This window comes from Flavobacterium sp. DSR3-2 (genome assembly GCF_049896525.1).
In the GTDB taxonomy this organism is placed as follows: domain Bacteria; phylum Bacteroidota; class Bacteroidia; order Flavobacteriales; family Flavobacteriaceae; genus Flavobacterium.
Map to the genome: position 1 here is coordinate 614,176 of NZ_JAFCUM010000001.1, position 18,048 is coordinate 632,223.

The window sequence follows — 18,048 nt, forward strand, 5'->3', positions numbered from 1 at the left end:
AGTTTTTACAAAGATTATTTTTTCACCACGTAGAAACAAAGAATTTTGTTATAAATGCCAGAAAAGCGTAGCTTTTATATCGTTTGCATAGCTATGTGTGAAAATTATGTTTTAAATTAAGCTGCTAAGATGATTTTATTATGTGCCTATGGGTTTAAATTTCTGGGCTATTTTAGTACAATTATTTTATTGATTTACTTCTTGTAAAAATTATTGTGATCAATATATTCCCAAACCTTTGCAGGCAGTAGCGGTTGGACATTTTTTCCTTTTTTAATGTTATCCCTAATGAATGTCGACGATATTTCTACAACCGGAGCGTCAATCATGTGAATTTTCGTCCCGTATTTTTGGAAAATTTTTAAATCTAAATCTTCTGGATTGGTTGAAATTGCTTCGTCAGCAGAGCCTTGGGCTTCAAGCCTTGGATAAACATAAATTTCGTGATGCTCCAAAATTGCTTCGTAGTTTTTCCATTTAGGGAAAGACCTGAGATTGTCTTCTCCCATGATTAACGAGAACTTGTAATTGGGATATTTTTCTTCTAAATGAACTAAAGTATTGACAGTATAATTGGGTTGTGTCAATTTAAACTCAATATCCGAAGGTTTTATTTTTGGAAAATCCTCGGTGGCAAGATGCACCATTTGCAAACGATGGTAATCATCGAGCAACGTATTTTTTTTCTTCAAAGGATTGTGTGGGGTAACCACCATCCAGATTTGGTCTAAACCGGAGTGCTCCGCCATGTGATTGGCAATGATGAGATGCCCAACATGAATGGGATTAAACGTTCCGAAATACAGACCTATTTTCATTAATTTAATTTAAAAATTAAATAATTTAAAGGTTGGAAATTATTTTGCATTTTTCAATTCTATAATTTTTCAATCTTTTAATCCTTAATAAAATTCTTTACCAATTGATACGCTTCTTCCAAAGCAATATCTAAATCGTAGTTTTTTATAATCACATCAAATTGTGGCGCTGTTGCTAATTCTACAGAAGCTTTGGCGATACGCATATTGATTTTATCATCACTTTCGGTAGAACGTTCTTTTAATCTTCTTTTTAGTTCATCCACGCTTGGTGGTTTCACGAAAACTGCTAAAGTTTCTTCAGGAAATTTATGCTTAATACGCAATCCGCCAGCTACATCAATATCAAAAATCACATTTTTGTCTTTGGCCCAAATACGTTCCACTTCGCTTTTTAAAGTTCCGTAGAAATTATCGCGGTACACTTCTTCCCATTCCAAGAAGTCTTCGTTTTTGATATGTTTTTTAAATTCTTCCGTAGACATGAAATAATAGTCTTTTCCATTTACTTCTTCGCCTCTTGGTTCGCGAGACGCTACCGAAATTGAAAATTCAAGATTTAAATCTTCTTTGCTTAATAAATGCCTGACTATGGTAGTTTTTCCAGATCCCGAAGGTGCCGAAAAAACGATTAATTTTCCTCCTGTGCTCATTTTATGCTGAATTTATTTCAGTATTTATTTATAGAACGTTTAATACTTGTTCCTTGATTTTTTCCAATTCGTCTTTCATCTGAACGACTAATTTTTGCATTTGCGCGTGATTGGATTTAGAACCCATAGTATTTATTTCACGTCCCATTTCTTGGGTGATGAAACCTAATTTCCTACCGTTGGCCTCCGTTCCGTTTATGGTTTCCAGAAAATAATCCAAATGATTGGTCAAACGCACTTTTTCTTCGGTAATGTCTAATTTTTCTAAATAGTAAATCAATTCCTGTTCAAAACGATTTTCATCTACATTCACTTTAAGTTCTGCGATTGCAGTTTGCAGACGGTCTTTTATAGCCTGAACGCGTTCTGGATCTAGTGCCAATGCTTCCGTCATGTACTGACGAATATTGCCAATTCGCAACTGAAATTCTTTTTCTAAAGACATTCCTTCATCGCTTCTAAAATTCAAGATGTTTTGCAACGCTTCTTCGACAACGGTTTGGATTTGTACCCAGTCGTTTTCATCGATTTCGTCACGTTCTATTTTCATGGTATCTGGCATGCGAACCGCCATTTTCATTAGTTCCGTTTCATCAGCATCAGCATACACTTCTCTCAATTGGTTGATGTAGGCTTTTACAATCGGCACGTTCACTTTTGTTGAGGTTTGTTCCGCGGTACTTTCGATAAAAATAGAAAAATCTACTTTTCCTCGTTCCAGCTTTAGTGCAATTTGGTTGCGTAAACCCAATTCCATTTCGCGGTACAGCGAAGGCATTCTCACATTCAAATCCAAACCTTTACTGTTTAAAGATTTTACTTCTACCGTGATTTTTTTTGTTGGTAATTGCAAAGTCGCTTTCCCAAAACCCGTCATTGATTGTATCATATAATTTTCTAAAAGAGGTCAAAGATAATAAAAAAGTGGCCAGTGGTCCGTTTTTAGTATTCAGTGACTCGGTATAAGTAAATGTTTAGTAATCAGATTTTATTTTTTGAGTTGATATAAATAACCTAACGAACATTGGAAAAGACAGTAACCTGCGATTTAGGAACTGAAAACTACTAGCTGATTATTGAACACTCTTCTTCTGCGTCACCAAATAAACGCCGACAAATATTAAAACTGCGGAGCCAATTTTCACCAAACTCAATTCGTCTTTGCCCAAGCTTATCGCAAAAATAGTTGCGAATAGCGGTTGTAAATAAATAAAAACAGCAACTGTGGTTGGTTTTAATTCTTTCATCGAAAGCAAATTCAGAAGATACGTCAGAAAGGTCGAAAAAACAACCACAAATCCTATTTTCCAGCAAATATCCATTGGAACCAAAGCCCAATTCACAGTTTGAAATTGGCTCCAACCAAAAGGTAAAACCATAATAAATCCGAACAAATAAATCCATTTTACAAATGTAAAAGCATTGTATTTATCCATTAATTTCTTGACGATAATCAGGTAAAATCCATAAGAAATGGCGTTGACCAAAACCAAAAAATTTCCCAAACCGGCGTTTGTGGCGCTACCAATGGATTTCCCGTACAAAATCAGAAATGCAGTGCCGATTAATCCAAGAATAATTCCAAAAACCATTCGTTTTTGCATGCGCTCCTTCATAATAATGGCCGAAAGCGTCAACACAATTATAGGTGTTGAAACCATAATTACGGCCGCACTTATGGGAGAAGTAAGGCTTAATCCTTTAAAAAAAGTAAGCATATTAAACGCCACGCCAAAGAAAGCCGCAGCAATAATTCGGGGGAAATCACTGAGAGCAATTTTCTCCTTTGGCATAAAAAGCCAAATCAGCCAAAATAATAGCACGGAACCACCTACTCGCAATAGGATAAAGCCATATGCATCAATGTACAAAGGCATGACATCTTTGGCGATGGTAAATGTAACGCCATAAATTATGGAAACAATTGTGGCGCCAATTATGGCAAGATTTCTTTTGGACATTACACCAACGCTTTCATTACCTGTAACATATTTTGTTGTGTATTGCCAATGTAAATTTTGTCTTTGATGATAAAAACGGGACGACTCAAAAACGTGTAATGTTCCAATATGTATTTTTTATAATCGTCTTCGGTCAACGATTTATTTTTTAAATCCATCGATTTGTACAACTGTGCTTTTTTGCTGAAAAGTGCTTCATAGCTTCCGGCAAGTTCTCGCATTTGTTCTAATTCGGCAATAGTAATCGGATCTTGTTTGATGTCGTGAAATTTAAAATCATGTTCTTTAGGTAGTGATTTTATGATTTTTCTGCAAGTGTCGCAAGAGGCGAGATAATATATTTTGTCCATGTAAAAAGCGATTTATTTGTGCAAAGAAAAATCATTTGACACGGAAAATGATTATTTTTATCAAAAAATAAAAAAATGAATCAAACACTTGAGGTCAACATTACGACCAGAAATATGGTTTCAAAATTTCTAACGGACTATACTTTAGAGCAACTCAATACGATTCCGGAAGGATTCAGCAACAATATAATTTGGAATATTGGCCATATTATCGTGTCGCAACAATTATTAGTGTACAAGCTTTCTGGTTTGCCTATGTTGGTTTCTGATGATTTGGTCGAGAAATACAAAAAGGGAACCAAGCCGGAACATATAGTAACACAGGTCGAAGTAGATAAAATCAAATCGTTATTGTTTGCAACAATTGATCAGACTAAAGCTGATTTTAATAATAAGGCTTTCAAAAACTATAATGAATATCCTACTTCAACTGGTTTTACCTTACAAAGTGTTGAAGATGCATTGGTCTTTAATGTTGTTCACGAAGGACTTCACCTGGGGAATATGATGAGTATTAGAAAGTTTATTTAGGATTTATACTTATGAATATTGGGAGCTTAATCCCGCTATTCGCTCATATCTTTTACTTTTTAAAGAAAAAAGTAAAAGGATATCCGCTTCTATCGGGGCTAGCAAATCGTTAAAAAAAACACGAAATGGTCTTTAAAAAATGTTTGATTTTTTAAAGACCATTTATTATTTAACAGCCAAATAATCATTCACTTCAGTGTACGGCAATAATAATTCTTTTGGTCCGTCGGCGTACGATGCTGCTTCGTAGGAATTGTAATAAAGTAGTAAACCTTTATCCGTATAAAAAATATTTTCTGGCAGTTGAAACTTTTCCTTCTCAAACATCAAACCGGTTGCATTGATAGATTTGTTAGCTGGGATTTTATATTTGGATCTGAATTTTTTTTCGGCGAAAGCCATAAAATCCAGTTTATTATAAAACAATTCCTCATTCGAAATAGTTTTTCCGGTATTTGGGTCAAAAAGTAGGGAACGCAAACCTTGGTATCCATGAGCGCCACCGGTGTATGTGTAGTGTTTGATTTCAATATTTAATACTTCATCTGATTGGTATTTTACGTTTCCTTCAATGTCAGCTTCCCAGCCAAATTTGTCATTGGGAAATTCATTTTGGAGTTTCTCGTAGGAGTCAATAAATGAAGCCAATAAACCATTGTAATCAGTTGCAGTGTATGGCTTTTCGCCAAAATAAATAATCTCTTTCATTACCGAAAACACTTTTTTATTGATGCTGTCCGCTATTACCGGGACGGCATTTGCAACGGGAATTTTTACACTGATAGAAGGACAATTTTCTTTGCAGGGCATTGTGGTTTTTTTCTGAAAAGATTCCGTTTCAAAAATCAATTCTGTAGAACATTGCACTGCTGAAAAAAGTAGTAAAGTGTAAATAATAAAGTGTTTCATCTCAAAATTGTTAATTAAAGACAAAGGTATTATCTTGTAGCTTGGTTAAAATAAATTAAAGGGTAAATTTGCGAAACAATTTTGCATTAAAAATTCAACTTATGAAATTCAATACTAAAGTCATTCACGGTGGACAACACCATGACCCAAGCACAGGAGCAGTTATGCCTCCAGTATATCAAACATCAACTTTTGTACAAACCAGTCCGGGGCAGCCTATAAATCCGGATTATGAATACAGCAGAGCTGCTAATCCTACCCGAAGCGCGCTTGAAAATGCATTGGCAAGTATTGAAAATGGAACGCGAGGATTGGCTTTTTCGTCTGGATTGGCAGCAACGGATTGTGTGTTGCGTTCTTTTAAATCAGGGGATGAAATTATAGCGATGGACGATTTATATGGTGGAACCTACAGAATGTTTACCCGTATTTATAAAGATTCCGGTATTAAATTTCATTTTGTAGATATGAATGACATCGAGAAATTCAAGTCATTAATCAACGAAAACACGAAATTGGTGTGGGTAGAAACACCAACGAATCCTTTGATGAAACTAGCCGATATTCAGGAAATTGCGAAAATCACAAGGGAAAAGAAAATTCTTTTTGCGGTTGATAATACTTTTGCAACGCCTTATTTGCAAAAACCATTAGACTTAGGAGCTGATATTGTAATGCATTCAGCAACTAAATATTTGGGAGGCCATTCTGATGTTATTGCCGGGGCTTTGATTGTAAAAGATGAAGCGTTAGGGGAACAATTGCATTTTCAACAATTTGCGACCGGAGCAACTTTGGGACCTATGGATAGTTTCTTGGTTCTTAGAGGAATTAAAACCTTGCATTTGCGCGTGGAAAGACATTGTGAAAATGGAGGAAAAGTGGTAGCGTTTTTAAACAATCATCCAAAAGTAAAAACTGTATATTACCCGGGATTGCCAAGCCATCCGTATCATGAAATTGCCAAAAAGCAAATGAGTGGTTTTGGAGGAATGGTGTCATTTACTTTTGTTTCAGGCAAAAAAGAAGATGCAATAGACTTTCTGGAGAAATTAAAAGTTTTCACGTTAGCAGAATCTTTGGGCGGAGTGGAATCCTTGGCGAATCATCCGGCTTTAATGACGCATGCTTCCATCCCGGAAGAAAAGCGTAAGGAAGTTGGAATTACGGATGATTTGGTTCGATTAAGCGTAGGAGTTGAAGATGCTGAAGATTTAATTGAAGATTTAAAACAAGCATTAGCGTAACAGAATATCTTTTAAACAAAAGCTCCAATTCAAAATTTAGAATTGGAGCTTTCGTTTTTTATAACGAGTATTTTAAATGCTATTGTAAGTAATAAATATATCCCACATTAAACCAAACCAACCAGTCGTTTGCTTTATTTTCTTTATAAATTTCCGGATTAGGATTTAAACCATCTACCCAGTTCGAAAAGAAATATTGGAATCTTAAATCAACCATTAAGTCCGATAAAGGCGCTAATTTATAACGAGTTCCCACACTGGAAACAACGGACCAAACCGTACCGCTCTCCGAAGAAAATCCATAAGGACGGCCGTCGGTTGGTGTTAAATATTTTGGAAACGTTGTCAAAGGAGTTCCTAACGGACCTAAAGCGGATGAAACTTCAGCATTGTAATAACTAAATTGTCCGCCAACGCTAACAAATGGGCCAATGCTGCCTGTTCTTGCTGTAAAATCACGAATACTCCATGGGAAAAATTCCAGTTGCATACCAAGATTAGTGACCGCGGTACTCCCAGTCATTGCTTTCAATTGCTCTTTTCCTAACGACGGTTTTCCTTCAACATATTGTCCAAAATGTTGCAATTCAGTTTTATTATAAGATAGTTCAGATCTTAATTTAAAGTGGTCATTAAAATACGTTTCAGGAGTATAACAATTACAATCTGCTTTGTAAGAAAAGTTTAAATAGTGAATAATTCCAATACCAATTCCAGTGTTTCCGGCGTTTGTGGAAAAATCATGTCGTTCTCCATAATCCGATTGAAAAGCTAGTGGACCGGCAATAATTCCCACTTCATGCGAAAACCCACCGAACTGAGCATTTAAATTAGTAGAGAATCCTACAAAAATTAGTAAAAGCGGTATTATTTGTTTGATCATTAGGGGCAAAATTTTCAAATCCCGACAAATATATAAAAAACATCATTCATTTATGTACATAAATTCACAATTAAAAATAAGCAGACAAATTCTTATTTACTTACGAAAGTGGTAGTTATTAGCTATAAAAGTGGAGATCTTAAATACAATTGGTTAAGAATGCTTAATAAAAAGATAATTCTATTGATAAATTGAAAAAACAGAGTTCGAATATTTTTATAAAATGTATCTTTGTAAATTATAACGAAATCGTTTTCTTAATTAATTATTTATAATCTATGTTACTAAAAATAAATGATTTTATGGCTCAAGTTGAAGCCAAGAATCCAAATGAACCTGAATTTATTCAAGCTGTTAGGGAATTTGCAGAAACTGTAATTCCATTTATTGCAGAGCAAAAAAAATACGACGGAAAAAATTTGCTCCTTAGAATAACTGAACCAGAACGGTCAATTATATTTCGTGTTCCATGGGTAGACGATTTAGGGGAAATTCAGGTAAACAGAGGTTTCAGAATTCAAATGAATTCAGCAATTGGACCTTACAAAGGTGGAATACGTTTTCATCATACCGTGAATTTATCAGTACTTAAGTTTTTAGCATTCGAACAAGTATTCAAAAATAGTTTAACCACTTTGCCAATGGGCGGTGGAAAAGGAGGATCTGATTTTGATCCACAAGGAAAGTCTGATGGTGAAGTGATGCGTTTTTGCCAGTCTTTCATGACTGAATTGTGCAGACACATCGGGCCACAATTGGATGTACCTGCAGGAGATATTGGAGTTGGAGCCAGAGAAATTGGGTATTTATTTGGTCAATACAAAAGAATCAGAAACGAATTTACCGGAGTATTAACGGGTAAAGGATTAGCTTACGGCGGTTCTTTAATCAGACCGGAAGCTACGGGTTATGGAGTAGTGTATTTTGCGGAACAAATGTTGAGAACTATTGGTCAAAATATTAGCGGTAAGACTGTTTCAATTTCTGGCTTTGGAAATGTGGCTTGGGGAGTTGCTTTAAAAGTAAATGATCTTGGCGGAAAAGTAGTTACAATTTCTGGTCCTGATGGTTACATTTATGATGAAGAAGGAATTTCTGGTGATAAAATTGATTTCATGCTTGAATTGAGAGCAAGAGGTGATAATAGAGCCGAAGCGTATTTAGAGAAATATCCAAAAGCTGTTTTCCACAGAGGAAAAAGCGTATGGGAAGTAAAAGTAGATATAGCGATTCCTTGTGCAACTCAAAATGAGTTGAACGAAGAAGATGCTAAAAAATTAATTGCAAACGGTGTTATTTGTGTAACTGAAGCGGCAAATATGCCGTGTACATTAGAGGCCATCAAACAATTCTTGAAAGCCAAAGTACTTTTTGCACCAGGTAAAGCAGCAAATGCAGGTGGTGTAGCGGCATCGGGATTAGAAATGACTCAAAACTCTATTCGTTTGAACTGGACAAGCGAAGAAGTAGATTCAAGGTTAAAAGAAATTATGGTTGGAATACACAATCAATGTAAACAATATGGTACAGACAGCGAAGGATATGTGAATTACGTAAAAGGAGCAAACATTGCCGGATTTGTAAAAGTAGCGGATGCTATGCTAGCTCAAGGGGTGGTGTAAATAAGGTTTTATTATAATTTAAAATGCCTTCTTCCATGTTATTGGTCGAAGGCATTTTTTTATGTAACAAAATGCTAAGACTTTCGTTTGTTCTATATTTGTAAACCAATAGTCATACAAATAATGAAAAAGAGCGTTTTATATTTTTTGCTTCTGCTTTTTGTACAAATGGGTTTTGCCCAAAGTAATTTGTCATGGCAGGGCTATTTCTCCTACAATGAAATTAAAGATGTTTCGGAATCTGCAACCGCTGTTTTTGCCGCATCAGAAAATGCATTATTTTCTAAGAATACCACAACAAATTTAATCAAAACGACCAATACTATTGATGGACTTTCAGGACAGACTATTTCATCGGTTTACCACAGCGCAACATTCAATAAAACAATTGTAGGTTATGAAAACGGACTCATAATTGTCATTAATGAAGCCGATGGAAGTATCCTGAATGTGGTCGATATTGTCAATAAACAGCTTCCGGCAAACGTAAAAAAAATCAATCACTTCATGGAATTTGAAGGTGTTACTTATGTTTCCTGCGATTTTGGAATTGTCCAATTTAATTTGACCACCATGCAATTTGGCGATACTTATTTTATTGGTGATAATGGAGCTGAAATCATTGTGAATCAAACTGCATTATTCAATGGGTTTATTTATGCCGCTACCAATAATGGAATAAAAAGAGCCGGTATATTTAATGAAAATTTAATCGATTTCAAGCAATGGGCAACAATTACAACCGGAAATTGGTCCGGAATAACAACTTTTGACACCGATTTGTATGCTGTTGATTCTTTTGGGAATGTTCAAAAATTTTCTACCACATCAAATTCTTTTACTGGATTTACTCAGCTTCCCCAGCGTGCAGTAGATATGCGAGCAACAACAGATTATTTGATACTGACAACTTTGAATAGTATCTATATTTACAACAATCAAATGGTTTTGGTGCGCCAAATAAATACTAACCAAATCCCGGAAAGTAATCTCGGATTTACCTGCGCTACTATAATTGGAGGTATTGTTTTTATTGGAACAAAAGAAAACGGATTTATTACCACTTCGCTTTCTTCGGCTGCAACTTTTGAAAATATAACGCCTACAGGTCCTTCCAGAAACAATATATTCGCGCTTCAGGCCACACCGAATGTGCTTTGGACAGTTTACGGAGATTATTCCGGCGATTACAATCCGTATCCATTAAACAGTTACGGTATCAGTAAATTCAGTGCTGCTGGATGGTTGAATATTCCTTATGAAAAAGTTTTTGGAGCGAAATCAATAACCAGAGTTACAATTAATCCCAGCAATGAAAATGAAGTATATGCAAGTTCCTTTTTTTCGGGATTATTGAAAATAGAGAATGACGTACCAAAAATTTTGTACAATCAAACCAATAGTGGCCTAGAGTCTTTGACATTTGTAGGTCCTAATTACATTGATATCAGGGTTAATGGAACGGCATTTGACAAATCCGGAAATCTTTGGGTTACCACCAGCCGAATAAAAAATGGATTGAAAGTACTAAAACCAAATGGGCAGTGGCAAAGTTATGCTATGGATGCGATTTTGGCTTCACCGATAGATAATAATTTTGGTACAATTGCCATCGATAAAAATGGCACCAAATGGCTTTCTACTAGTGAAGATGGTGTTGTTGGGTTTAATGAAAGTAACAATAAATTTAAAAAAATAACAACAGGACCTGATACCGGGAATTTGCCAATTTCAAATGTAAGAGTGGTTGCGGTAGACAATAGAAACCAATTGTGGATAGGAACGACAAAAGGTTTGCGGGTTTTGCCAAACGTAAGTAGTTTTCAATCAGAGGACCAAATGACAGCGAATCCAATAATAATTTTAGAGGATAACCTGGCGCAAGAGTTGTTGTATGAACAGTTTATTACCGATATTGCCGTAGATGGGGCGAACAATAAATGGATTGGCACTGCGGATTCAGGCTTGTTTTTAGTATCGCCAAACGGACAGGAAACCAAGTATCATTTTACAATAGACAACTCACCGTTGCCCAGTAACGTTATAAATGATATCGATATAAACAATGCTACAGGCGAAGTTTTTATCGCTACTGCGAAAGGATTGGTTTCTTTCAAAGGAGTTTCGACTGCCGCCAATGATGATTTAAGTAATGCATACGTGTATCCAAATCCAGTGCGACCAGAATACCAGGGAACCATCAAAATTGCCGGATTGCTGGATAAAGCTACTATTAAAATTACCGATATTGAAGGAAATTTAGTGCATGAAGCCACCTCAGAAGGTGGAACAATGGAATGGGACACAACGGCTTTTGGTAAATACAAAGTCGCATCAGGGGTATATATGATATTTATTTCGGCACAAGACGGAGTGGAAACGAAAGTAAAGAAAGTAATGATAATTAGATAGTGTTCAGTGATCAGTCACTAAGTATGAGAATAGTGGTCAGTTCTCTAAAATCTAATAATTTAAGAAGTCTAATAATCTAATACTATAAACTTGTTAGTAAAAACCAAAGCCATCGTCATTTCGTCTTTAAAATTTCAAGAAAAAAGCTTGATTGTGAAATGCTTCACTTTGTCTCATGGGTTAAAATCGTATTTTGTTCGGGATGCTTTTTCTTCTAGAAAATCCAATCAGAAAATTGCATATTTTCAACCCTTGACAATTCTTGAGATTGAGGCGGTTCATAAAAACAAAGGCACCTTAGAAAATTTCAAGGAAATAAAAATTGCCTCGCCTTTTCATTCAATATATTCAGATATTTATAAAAGTACGATTGTAATGTTCATTTCTGAAATGCTGCACCATTCGATTCAAGAAGAAGAAACGAATGAGCATTTGTTTACCTTTCTAGAAACGGCTTTGCATTGGTTGGACAATCACGATGAAATTGCTAATTTTCATTTGATTTTATTATTGGAAACTACAAAATATTTAGGCTTTTATCCTGATACTTCGGACATGGATATGCCTTTTTTCGAAATGAACGAAGGTATTTTTACGCCTTTTAGCGCCATCAGTTCACTTACGGAACATGAAAGTAATTTATTTAAAAAACTGATTGATTTAAAATTCGATAGCAATCAAAAAACATTTCATGTCATCGAAAGACAAATCGTTTTGCGAATACTGATTGATTACTACAGTTTTCATTTGGACGGATTCAAAAAACCAAAATCATTAGACGTTTTAAGAGAAGTTTTCTCTTAAAGATTATTTTTTCTCTTAAAATATAATTTTGCATTTAAACGTAAAGTATATTTGTCTTTTAATCAAGTTTGTTGTCCTTTTAGCAAAGCAAGCTTTATCTAATTATCTTTATGAAACCAAAAGTAAAACAAGAAGGAGATATCGAGAAAATCAATAAATTTATAGGTTACCAGTTACCTAATAAATTTAAAATTGTTGGTTTGGTGTTATTTATTACTTCAATTCTCTCAATTATTCTATTTGAATCTTTTTTTGGGAATTCAAAATATTATAGTTTACTTGATAGAATAGCGCAGACAGGACTGGTTTTAGGGTTACTTATAATTTCAATTTCAAAAGAGAAAATGGAAGATGAGTTAATGATAAAAATCCGTCTGCAATCGTATAATTATGCGGTTATGGGAGCAGTGCTACTTTATTTAATAATGCCTTTTGTTAACTATGCTCTTTATTTTAACAACTCATATACGCCAAAAATGAATGGAAGTAAAGATGTTGCTGTTTTAGCACTTTTGCTAACTGTTCAGATTCTTACTTTTAGAAAGCTAAAAAAAGCGTACAATGAAGAATAAACTAAAAGTTGAACGCGCCATTTTAAACTTAACCCAAGAAGAATTAGCGGAGAAAATAGGCGTTTCTCGGCAAACCATAAATTCAATTGAAACCAATCGGTTTGTGCCATCAACACTTCTGGCGCTAAAATTGTCAAAGTTATTTGAAAAATCAGTTAATGATTTCTTCGAGTTAGAAGGCGATGAAAAATAATAGGTAATAACTGTAAAGAGATAAGAAATTCTGCGTATTTAAAATAATCAATAGTTTACTGATATTTTTTCTGATTTAGCGTATCAGTAAAAATGCTATTAAAGAACTTATAAATTTTAAAATTGTCAAATAATTATTTAGTATATTTGATATAATTATTCATTTTGATATCACAACCTACTGATAATCATAATTTTGACTACTATGCAACTTATTTTTACTATCCTTCAGTAAAGGGGTAATCAAGTTTTAAAACATCAAATGTCATAGTATAACTTAGTACAACAAGAAGCCCTAATTTCGATAGAATTCATTTACGGAATACTGTTCTTTTATTAAATTTAAAACTCATAACATGAAATCAAAACTAAAAAAATTCGGTACATTGTTGTTGGCGATTGCTTTTTCAGGTGAAGTAGTTGCACAAACAAAAGACGCTTCAAAAGATCCTAACATTGATAGCAATGTCAGAGAATTTTTGAAAGTCCTTAATTCTGCACCGGGTAAACCAGCAGAGCAATTGCCACCAAAAGAAGGCCGGGCAGCGCTGACCGCCTTGCAGTCGTCAGCAAAAGTTGACATCTCTGGCATAGTTGTTACAGACAAAACGATTGTAGTGGATGGACAAAACATTGTGCTGAACATCGTCAAACCCGCAAATGCAAAAGGCACATTACCTGTTTTTATGTTCTTTCACGGAGGAGGCTGGGTGCTCGGAGATTTTCCTACTCACCAACGTATGATTAGAGATTTAGTGGTTGAATCTGGTGCTGCAGCGGTTTTTGTTAATTATACGCCATCTCCAGAAGCTCATTATCCAGTTGCGATCAATCAAGCTTATAATGCTACGAAATGGGTGGCTGAAAATGGAAAAGAAATAGGAGTAGATGGTAAAAGACTTGCAGTTTCGGGAAACAGCGCTGGCGGAAACATGGCGGCGGTTGTCGCGTTAATGGCTAAAGATAAAAAAGGACCGACTATTAAATTACAGGTTTTATTTTGGCCAATTACCGATGCTAATTTTGAAACAGAATCCTATAACTTATTTGCAAAAGATCGATTCCTGACTAAAAATTCAATGATTTGGATGTGGGATAATTATACAAGTGATCTAAAACAACGTAAGGAAATTTATGCCTCACCCTTGCAGGCAACAACTAATCAATTAAAAGGATTGCCACCAGCATTGGTACAAACAGCACAAAATGATATTTTAAGAGATGAAGGAGAAGCGTATGCACGTAAGTTAGACGAAGCAGGAGTAAAAGTTACTGCAACACGGTATAATGGGATGATTCACGACTGGGGATTGTTAAATCCAATTAGCACCGTTCCCGGAACTAAATCAGCCTTATTACAAGCAGCTTCAGAAATAAAAAAAGCATTGAAATAAAGCTTCATTTTGTACGTGTAAATCAATATATTTTTAAAAAAAGCATCCTTGATCTATCAATTTGGATGCTTTTTTATTGTTTTTTCAGAACTGGACAAAACTGACATATAAATTTTTGTTCCATTTGTACTCCATAAAAGGATCCTAACGTCCTCGATAATGCAAAAACTCTTCACTCTTTACTTATAACTCATAACTATTTATTACTTTCGCACTTTGATATAGAAAAGGATAAAATGAGCACAAAATTTACTGAATACAAAGGACTTGACTTACCAACTGTAGCGTCAGAAGTACTTGATTTTTGGAAGAAAGAAAATATATTTGAGAAAAGTGTAACCACTCGTGAAGGGAACCCACCATTTGTGTTTTTTGAAGGTCCGCCTTCGGCAAATGGATTACCTGGAATTCACCACGTAATGGCGCGTGCTATTAAAGATATTTTTTGCAGATATAAGACTCAAAAAGGGTTTCAAGTAAAGCGAAAAGCCGGCTGGGACACCCATGGTTTGCCTGTAGAATTAGGTACCGAAAAAGAATTAGGAATTACCAAAGAAGATATTGGAAAAACCATTTCCATCGAAGAATACAACGAAGCGTGTAAAAAAACCGTAATGCGTTACACGGATGTATGGAATGATCTGACCGAAAAAATGGGTTATTGGGTAGATATGGAAGATCCGTATGTGACCTACAAATCTAAATATATGGAAACGGTTTGGTGGATTTTGAAACAAATTTACAACAAGGATTTGATGTACAAAGGCTACACTATTCAGCCGTATTCTCCAAAAGCAGGAACAGGATTATCATCGCATGAAGTGAACCAACCGGGAAGTTACCGTGATGTTACGGATACGACTGTTGTGGCACAATTTAAAGTAATTGACGCGCATAAAGAATTGTTATTCTCTAAGTTTTACGATTATATCAGTTCTAATAATTTACTGCATTATAAGTTAGAAGCTTTGGATTTACACGAAATCTTTATTCTTGCTTGGACAACAACTCCTTGGACATTGCCGAGTAATACGGCTTTGACTGTAGGTTCAAAAATCGAATACGCTTTAGTAAAAACATTCAATCAATATACGTTTCGTCCGGCTACATTGATTTTAGCCAAGAATTTAGTGGCAAAACAATTCGGAAAAGGCTTTTTTGAAAGTACTGATCCTGCTGATTTTGAAAACTTTAAAGAAGGCGACAAAAAAATTCCATATCAGGTTTTGGCGGAATGTAAAGGAGCTGATTTAGTTGACATTCGTTACGAACAATTAATGCCATTAGTGCTTCCGTATCAGAATGCTGAAAATGCTTTTAGAGTAATTTCAGGGGATTTCGTGACTACCGAAGATGGGACGGGAATCGTGCATACCTCTCCAACTTTTGGTGCTGATGATGCAAAAGTGGCTAAAGAAGCTACGCCAGAAATCCCTCCAATGTTAGTTCTGGACGAAAATGGAACTCCGGTTCCGTTAGTAGATTTACAAGGAAAATTCACTTCACATGTGGGCGAATATGCCGGTAAATATGTGAAAAACGAATATTATAACGAAGGTGAAGCGCCAGAACGTTCCGTAGATGTTGAAATCGCGATTCGATTGAAAGAAGAAAACAGAGCGTTTAAAGTAGAAAAATATGTCCACAGTTATCCGCATTGTTGGAGAACAGACAAGCCTATTTTGTATTATCCTTTGGATTCTTGGTTTATAAAAATCTCTGAAGTTAAAGACAGAATGTTTGACTTGAACGAAACTATCAACTGGAAGCCAAAAGCGACAGGAGAAGGACGTTTTGGAAATTGGTTAAAAAATGCCAATGACTGGAATTTATCGCGTTCAAGATTCTGGGGAATTCCATTGCCAATTTGGAGAACCGAAGACAAACAAGAGGAAATCTTAATTGGTTCTGTTGAAGAGTTATACAACGAAATTGAAAAATCTATCGCTGCAGGTTTCCAAAAAGAAAATCCTTTTAAAGGTTTTCAAATTGGAAATATGGCGGAAGAAAATTATGATTTAGTTGATTTGCATAAAAATGTAGTTGATGAAATTACATTAGTTTCTGCTTCTGGAAAAGCAATGACGCGTGAAGCTGATTTAATTGATGTTTGGTTTGATTCTGGATCTATGCCTTATGCGCAATGGCATTATCCTTTTGAAAATAAAGATAAAATTGACGAAAATAAAGATTTCCCTGCTGATTTCATCGCGGAAGGAGTGGATCAGACTCGTGGTTGGTTTTATACTTTGCACGCCATTGCAACATTAGTTTTTGATAAAGTAGCCTACAAAAATGTAGTTTCAAATGGATTGGTTTTAGACAAAAACGGACAAAAAATGTCCAAGCGTTTAGGGAATGCCGCTGATCCTTTCGAAACATTAAAAGAATACGGTCCGGATGCGACGCGTTGGTACATGATATCGAATGCAAATCCTTGGGACAACCTGAAATTTGACTTAGAAGGAATAGCTGAGGTTCGCCGTAAATTTTTTGGAACTTTATACAACACCTATTCATTCTTTAGTTTGTATGCCAATATTGATGGTTTTAAATTTGAAGAAGCAGAAATTCCGGTAAACGAAAGACCGGAAATTGACCAGTGGATCATATCAGAATTGAATACTTTGATCAAAGAAGTGGACGGTTTTTATGCGGATTATGAACCAACGAAAGCAGCTCGTGCAATCTCAGAATTTGTACAGGAAAACTTGAGTAACTGGTACGTTCGTTTGTGTAGAAGACGCTTCTGGAAAGGGGAATATGCGCAAGACAAAATCGCTGCATATCAAACTTTATATACGTGTTTGTTAACCATAAGTAAATTGGGCGCGCCAATCGCTCCATTCTTTATGGACAAACTTTACAGAGATTTAACTTTAGCAACACAGTCAGAAAAGTACGACAGTGTACATTTGGCGGAGTTTCCAATTTCGGTTGAAAACTATGTTAATAAAATGTTAGAGAGCAAAATGCAGAAGGCGCAGACTATTTCATCATTGGTTTTATCACTCCGAAAAAAGGAAATGATAAAGGTACGCCAGCCGTTGCAAAAGGTAATGATCCCAGTACTTGACGACAATCAAAGAGCTGAAATAGAGGCCGTTTCTGACCTCATAAAAGCAGAGGTAAACGTGAAAGAAATCGTACTTTTAGATGATGCTTCCGGTGTTTTGGTCAAACAAATTAAGCCTAATTTTAAGACGCTCGGACCTCGTTTTGGAAAAGATATGGGCTTGATTTCTAAGGAAATACAAGGATTTTCCAAAGATCAAATTTCTCAATTAGACAAGGAAGGAAGTTTAAGTATTACTATTGCAGGAAAAAACGTAATTTTAACTTTAGAAGAGGTAGAAATAACATCACAAGATATTGAGGGTTGGTTGGTGGCCAATTCAAACGGAATAACGGTTGCGCTGGATATTACAATTTCACCAGCATTAAAACAAGAAGGAATTGCCAGAGAATTAGTAAACAGAATCCAGAATATCCGTAAAGATTCGGGATTTGAAGTTACTGATAAAATCAAAGTTCAATTGAAACGAAATGGAATTTTAGAAGAGGCGATTTTAAAAAATGAAGCGTATATAAAATCAGAAACATTAACAAGCGATTTGGTTTTTGTGGATGAAATAGAAAACGGTACAGAAATCGAATTTGACAATATAAAAACAATGCTATTAATTTCAAAATAATATAA

General features: G+C 35.2%; 16 protein-coding genes. 9 read left to right on the top strand and 7 right to left on the bottom strand.

The annotated features are described in order from the left end of the window. Positions 1-194: 194 nt before the first annotated feature. From nadD to ACP7AV_RS02775, 5 genes are all read right to left on the bottom strand, one after another. Positions 195-818, bottom strand: a complete 624-nt coding sequence (nadD, locus tag ACP7AV_RS02755; RefSeq protein ID WP_426090667.1) for a nicotinate (nicotinamide) nucleotide adenylyltransferase — start codon at positions 816-818, stop codon at positions 195-197. 77 nt (positions 819-895) lie between these two features. After that, a complete protein-coding gene (gmk, locus tag ACP7AV_RS02760) occupies positions 896-1,471 on the bottom strand; it encodes a guanylate kinase (RefSeq protein ID WP_426062351.1) in 576 nt (191 codons plus the stop codon). Between the two features lie 28 nt (positions 1,472-1,499). After that, entirely contained in the window at positions 1,500-2,360 is an 861-nt protein-coding gene (locus ACP7AV_RS02765) for a YicC/YloC family endoribonuclease (protein ID WP_426090668.1), read from the bottom strand. A 184-nt stretch (positions 2,361-2,544) separates the two neighbouring features. Beyond that, positions 2,545-3,432, bottom strand: a complete 888-nt coding sequence (locus ACP7AV_RS02770) for a DMT family transporter (protein ID WP_426090669.1) — start codon at positions 3,430-3,432, stop codon at positions 2,545-2,547. After that, on the bottom strand, positions 3,432-3,782 hold the full coding sequence (locus ACP7AV_RS02775) for an arsenate reductase family protein (protein ID WP_426090670.1): 351 nt from the start codon (positions 3,780-3,782) through the stop codon (positions 3,432-3,434). Before ACP7AV_RS02775 ends, ACP7AV_RS02770 begins: the two co-directional genes overlap by 1 nt. Positions 3,783-3,857: 75 nt before the next feature. On the opposite strand from ACP7AV_RS02775, the gene ACP7AV_RS02780 reads away from it, so the two are divergent. Beyond that, positions 3,858-4,313 carry a DinB family protein gene (locus tag ACP7AV_RS02780; RefSeq protein WP_426090671.1) on the top strand — a complete coding sequence of 152 codons (456 nt, stop codon included), beginning with the start codon at positions 3,858-3,860 and terminating at the stop codon, positions 4,311-4,313. 165 nt (positions 4,314-4,478) lie between these two features. Here ACP7AV_RS02780 and ACP7AV_RS02785 read toward each other — a convergent pair whose 3' ends face one another. Beyond that, entirely contained in the window at positions 4,479-5,222 is a 744-nt protein-coding gene (locus tag ACP7AV_RS02785) for a PdaC/SigV domain-containing protein (protein WP_426090672.1), read from the bottom strand. Between the two features lie 101 nt (positions 5,223-5,323). Between ACP7AV_RS02785 and ACP7AV_RS02790 the strand changes: the two genes are divergently transcribed. Continuing rightward, positions 5,324-6,469, top strand: a complete 1,146-nt coding sequence (locus ACP7AV_RS02790) for a cystathionine gamma-synthase (RefSeq protein ID WP_426090673.1) — start codon at positions 5,324-5,326, stop codon at positions 6,467-6,469. 79 nt (positions 6,470-6,548) lie between these two features. Here ACP7AV_RS02790 and ACP7AV_RS02795 read toward each other — a convergent pair whose 3' ends face one another. Further along, positions 6,549-7,352: a THC0290_0291 family protein gene (locus ACP7AV_RS02795; protein ID WP_426090674.1), complete on the bottom strand. Its 804-nt coding sequence runs from the start codon at positions 7,350-7,352 to the stop codon at positions 6,549-6,551. A 278-nt stretch (positions 7,353-7,630) separates the two neighbouring features. Here ACP7AV_RS02795 and gdhA point away from each other — a divergent pair, with 278 nt between their 5' ends. The 7 genes from gdhA to ileS all read left to right on the top strand — a co-directional run bounded on the left by gdhA (position 7,631) and on the right by ileS (position 18,043). Further along, positions 7,631-8,974 (top strand): NADP-specific glutamate dehydrogenase, encoded by a 1,344-nt coding sequence (gdhA, locus tag ACP7AV_RS02800; protein ID WP_426062343.1) that lies wholly within the window; start codon positions 7,631-7,633, stop codon positions 8,972-8,974. 123 nt (positions 8,975-9,097) lie between these two features. Next, positions 9,098-11,386, top strand: a complete 2,289-nt coding sequence (locus ACP7AV_RS02805) for a T9SS type A sorting domain-containing protein (protein WP_426090675.1) — start codon at positions 9,098-9,100, stop codon at positions 11,384-11,386. A gap of 90 nt (positions 11,387-11,476) precedes the next feature. Beyond that, positions 11,477-12,190 carry a DNA repair protein RecO gene (gene recO, locus ACP7AV_RS02810; protein ID WP_426090676.1) on the top strand — a complete coding sequence of 238 codons (714 nt, stop codon included), beginning with the start codon at positions 11,477-11,479 and terminating at the stop codon, positions 12,188-12,190. Between the two features lie 110 nt (positions 12,191-12,300). Continuing rightward, on the top strand, positions 12,301-12,762 hold the full coding sequence (locus ACP7AV_RS02815; protein WP_426090677.1) for a hypothetical protein: 462 nt from the start codon (positions 12,301-12,303) through the stop codon (positions 12,760-12,762). Continuing rightward, entirely contained in the window at positions 12,752-12,955 is a 204-nt protein-coding gene (locus tag ACP7AV_RS02820) for a helix-turn-helix transcriptional regulator (RefSeq protein ID WP_426062339.1), read from the top strand. The genes ACP7AV_RS02815 and ACP7AV_RS02820 overlap by 11 nt, the downstream gene beginning before the upstream one ends. Before the next feature lie 355 nt (positions 12,956-13,310). Next, on the top strand, positions 13,311-14,348 hold the full coding sequence (locus tag ACP7AV_RS02825) for an alpha/beta hydrolase (RefSeq protein WP_426090678.1): 1,038 nt from the start codon (positions 13,311-13,313) through the stop codon (positions 14,346-14,348). A gap of 236 nt (positions 14,349-14,584) precedes the next feature. Next, a complete protein-coding gene (gene ileS, locus ACP7AV_RS02830) occupies positions 14,585-18,043 on the top strand; it encodes an isoleucine--tRNA ligase (RefSeq protein WP_426090679.1) in 3,459 nt (1,152 codons plus the stop codon). Positions 18,044-18,048: the final 5 nt, after the last annotated feature.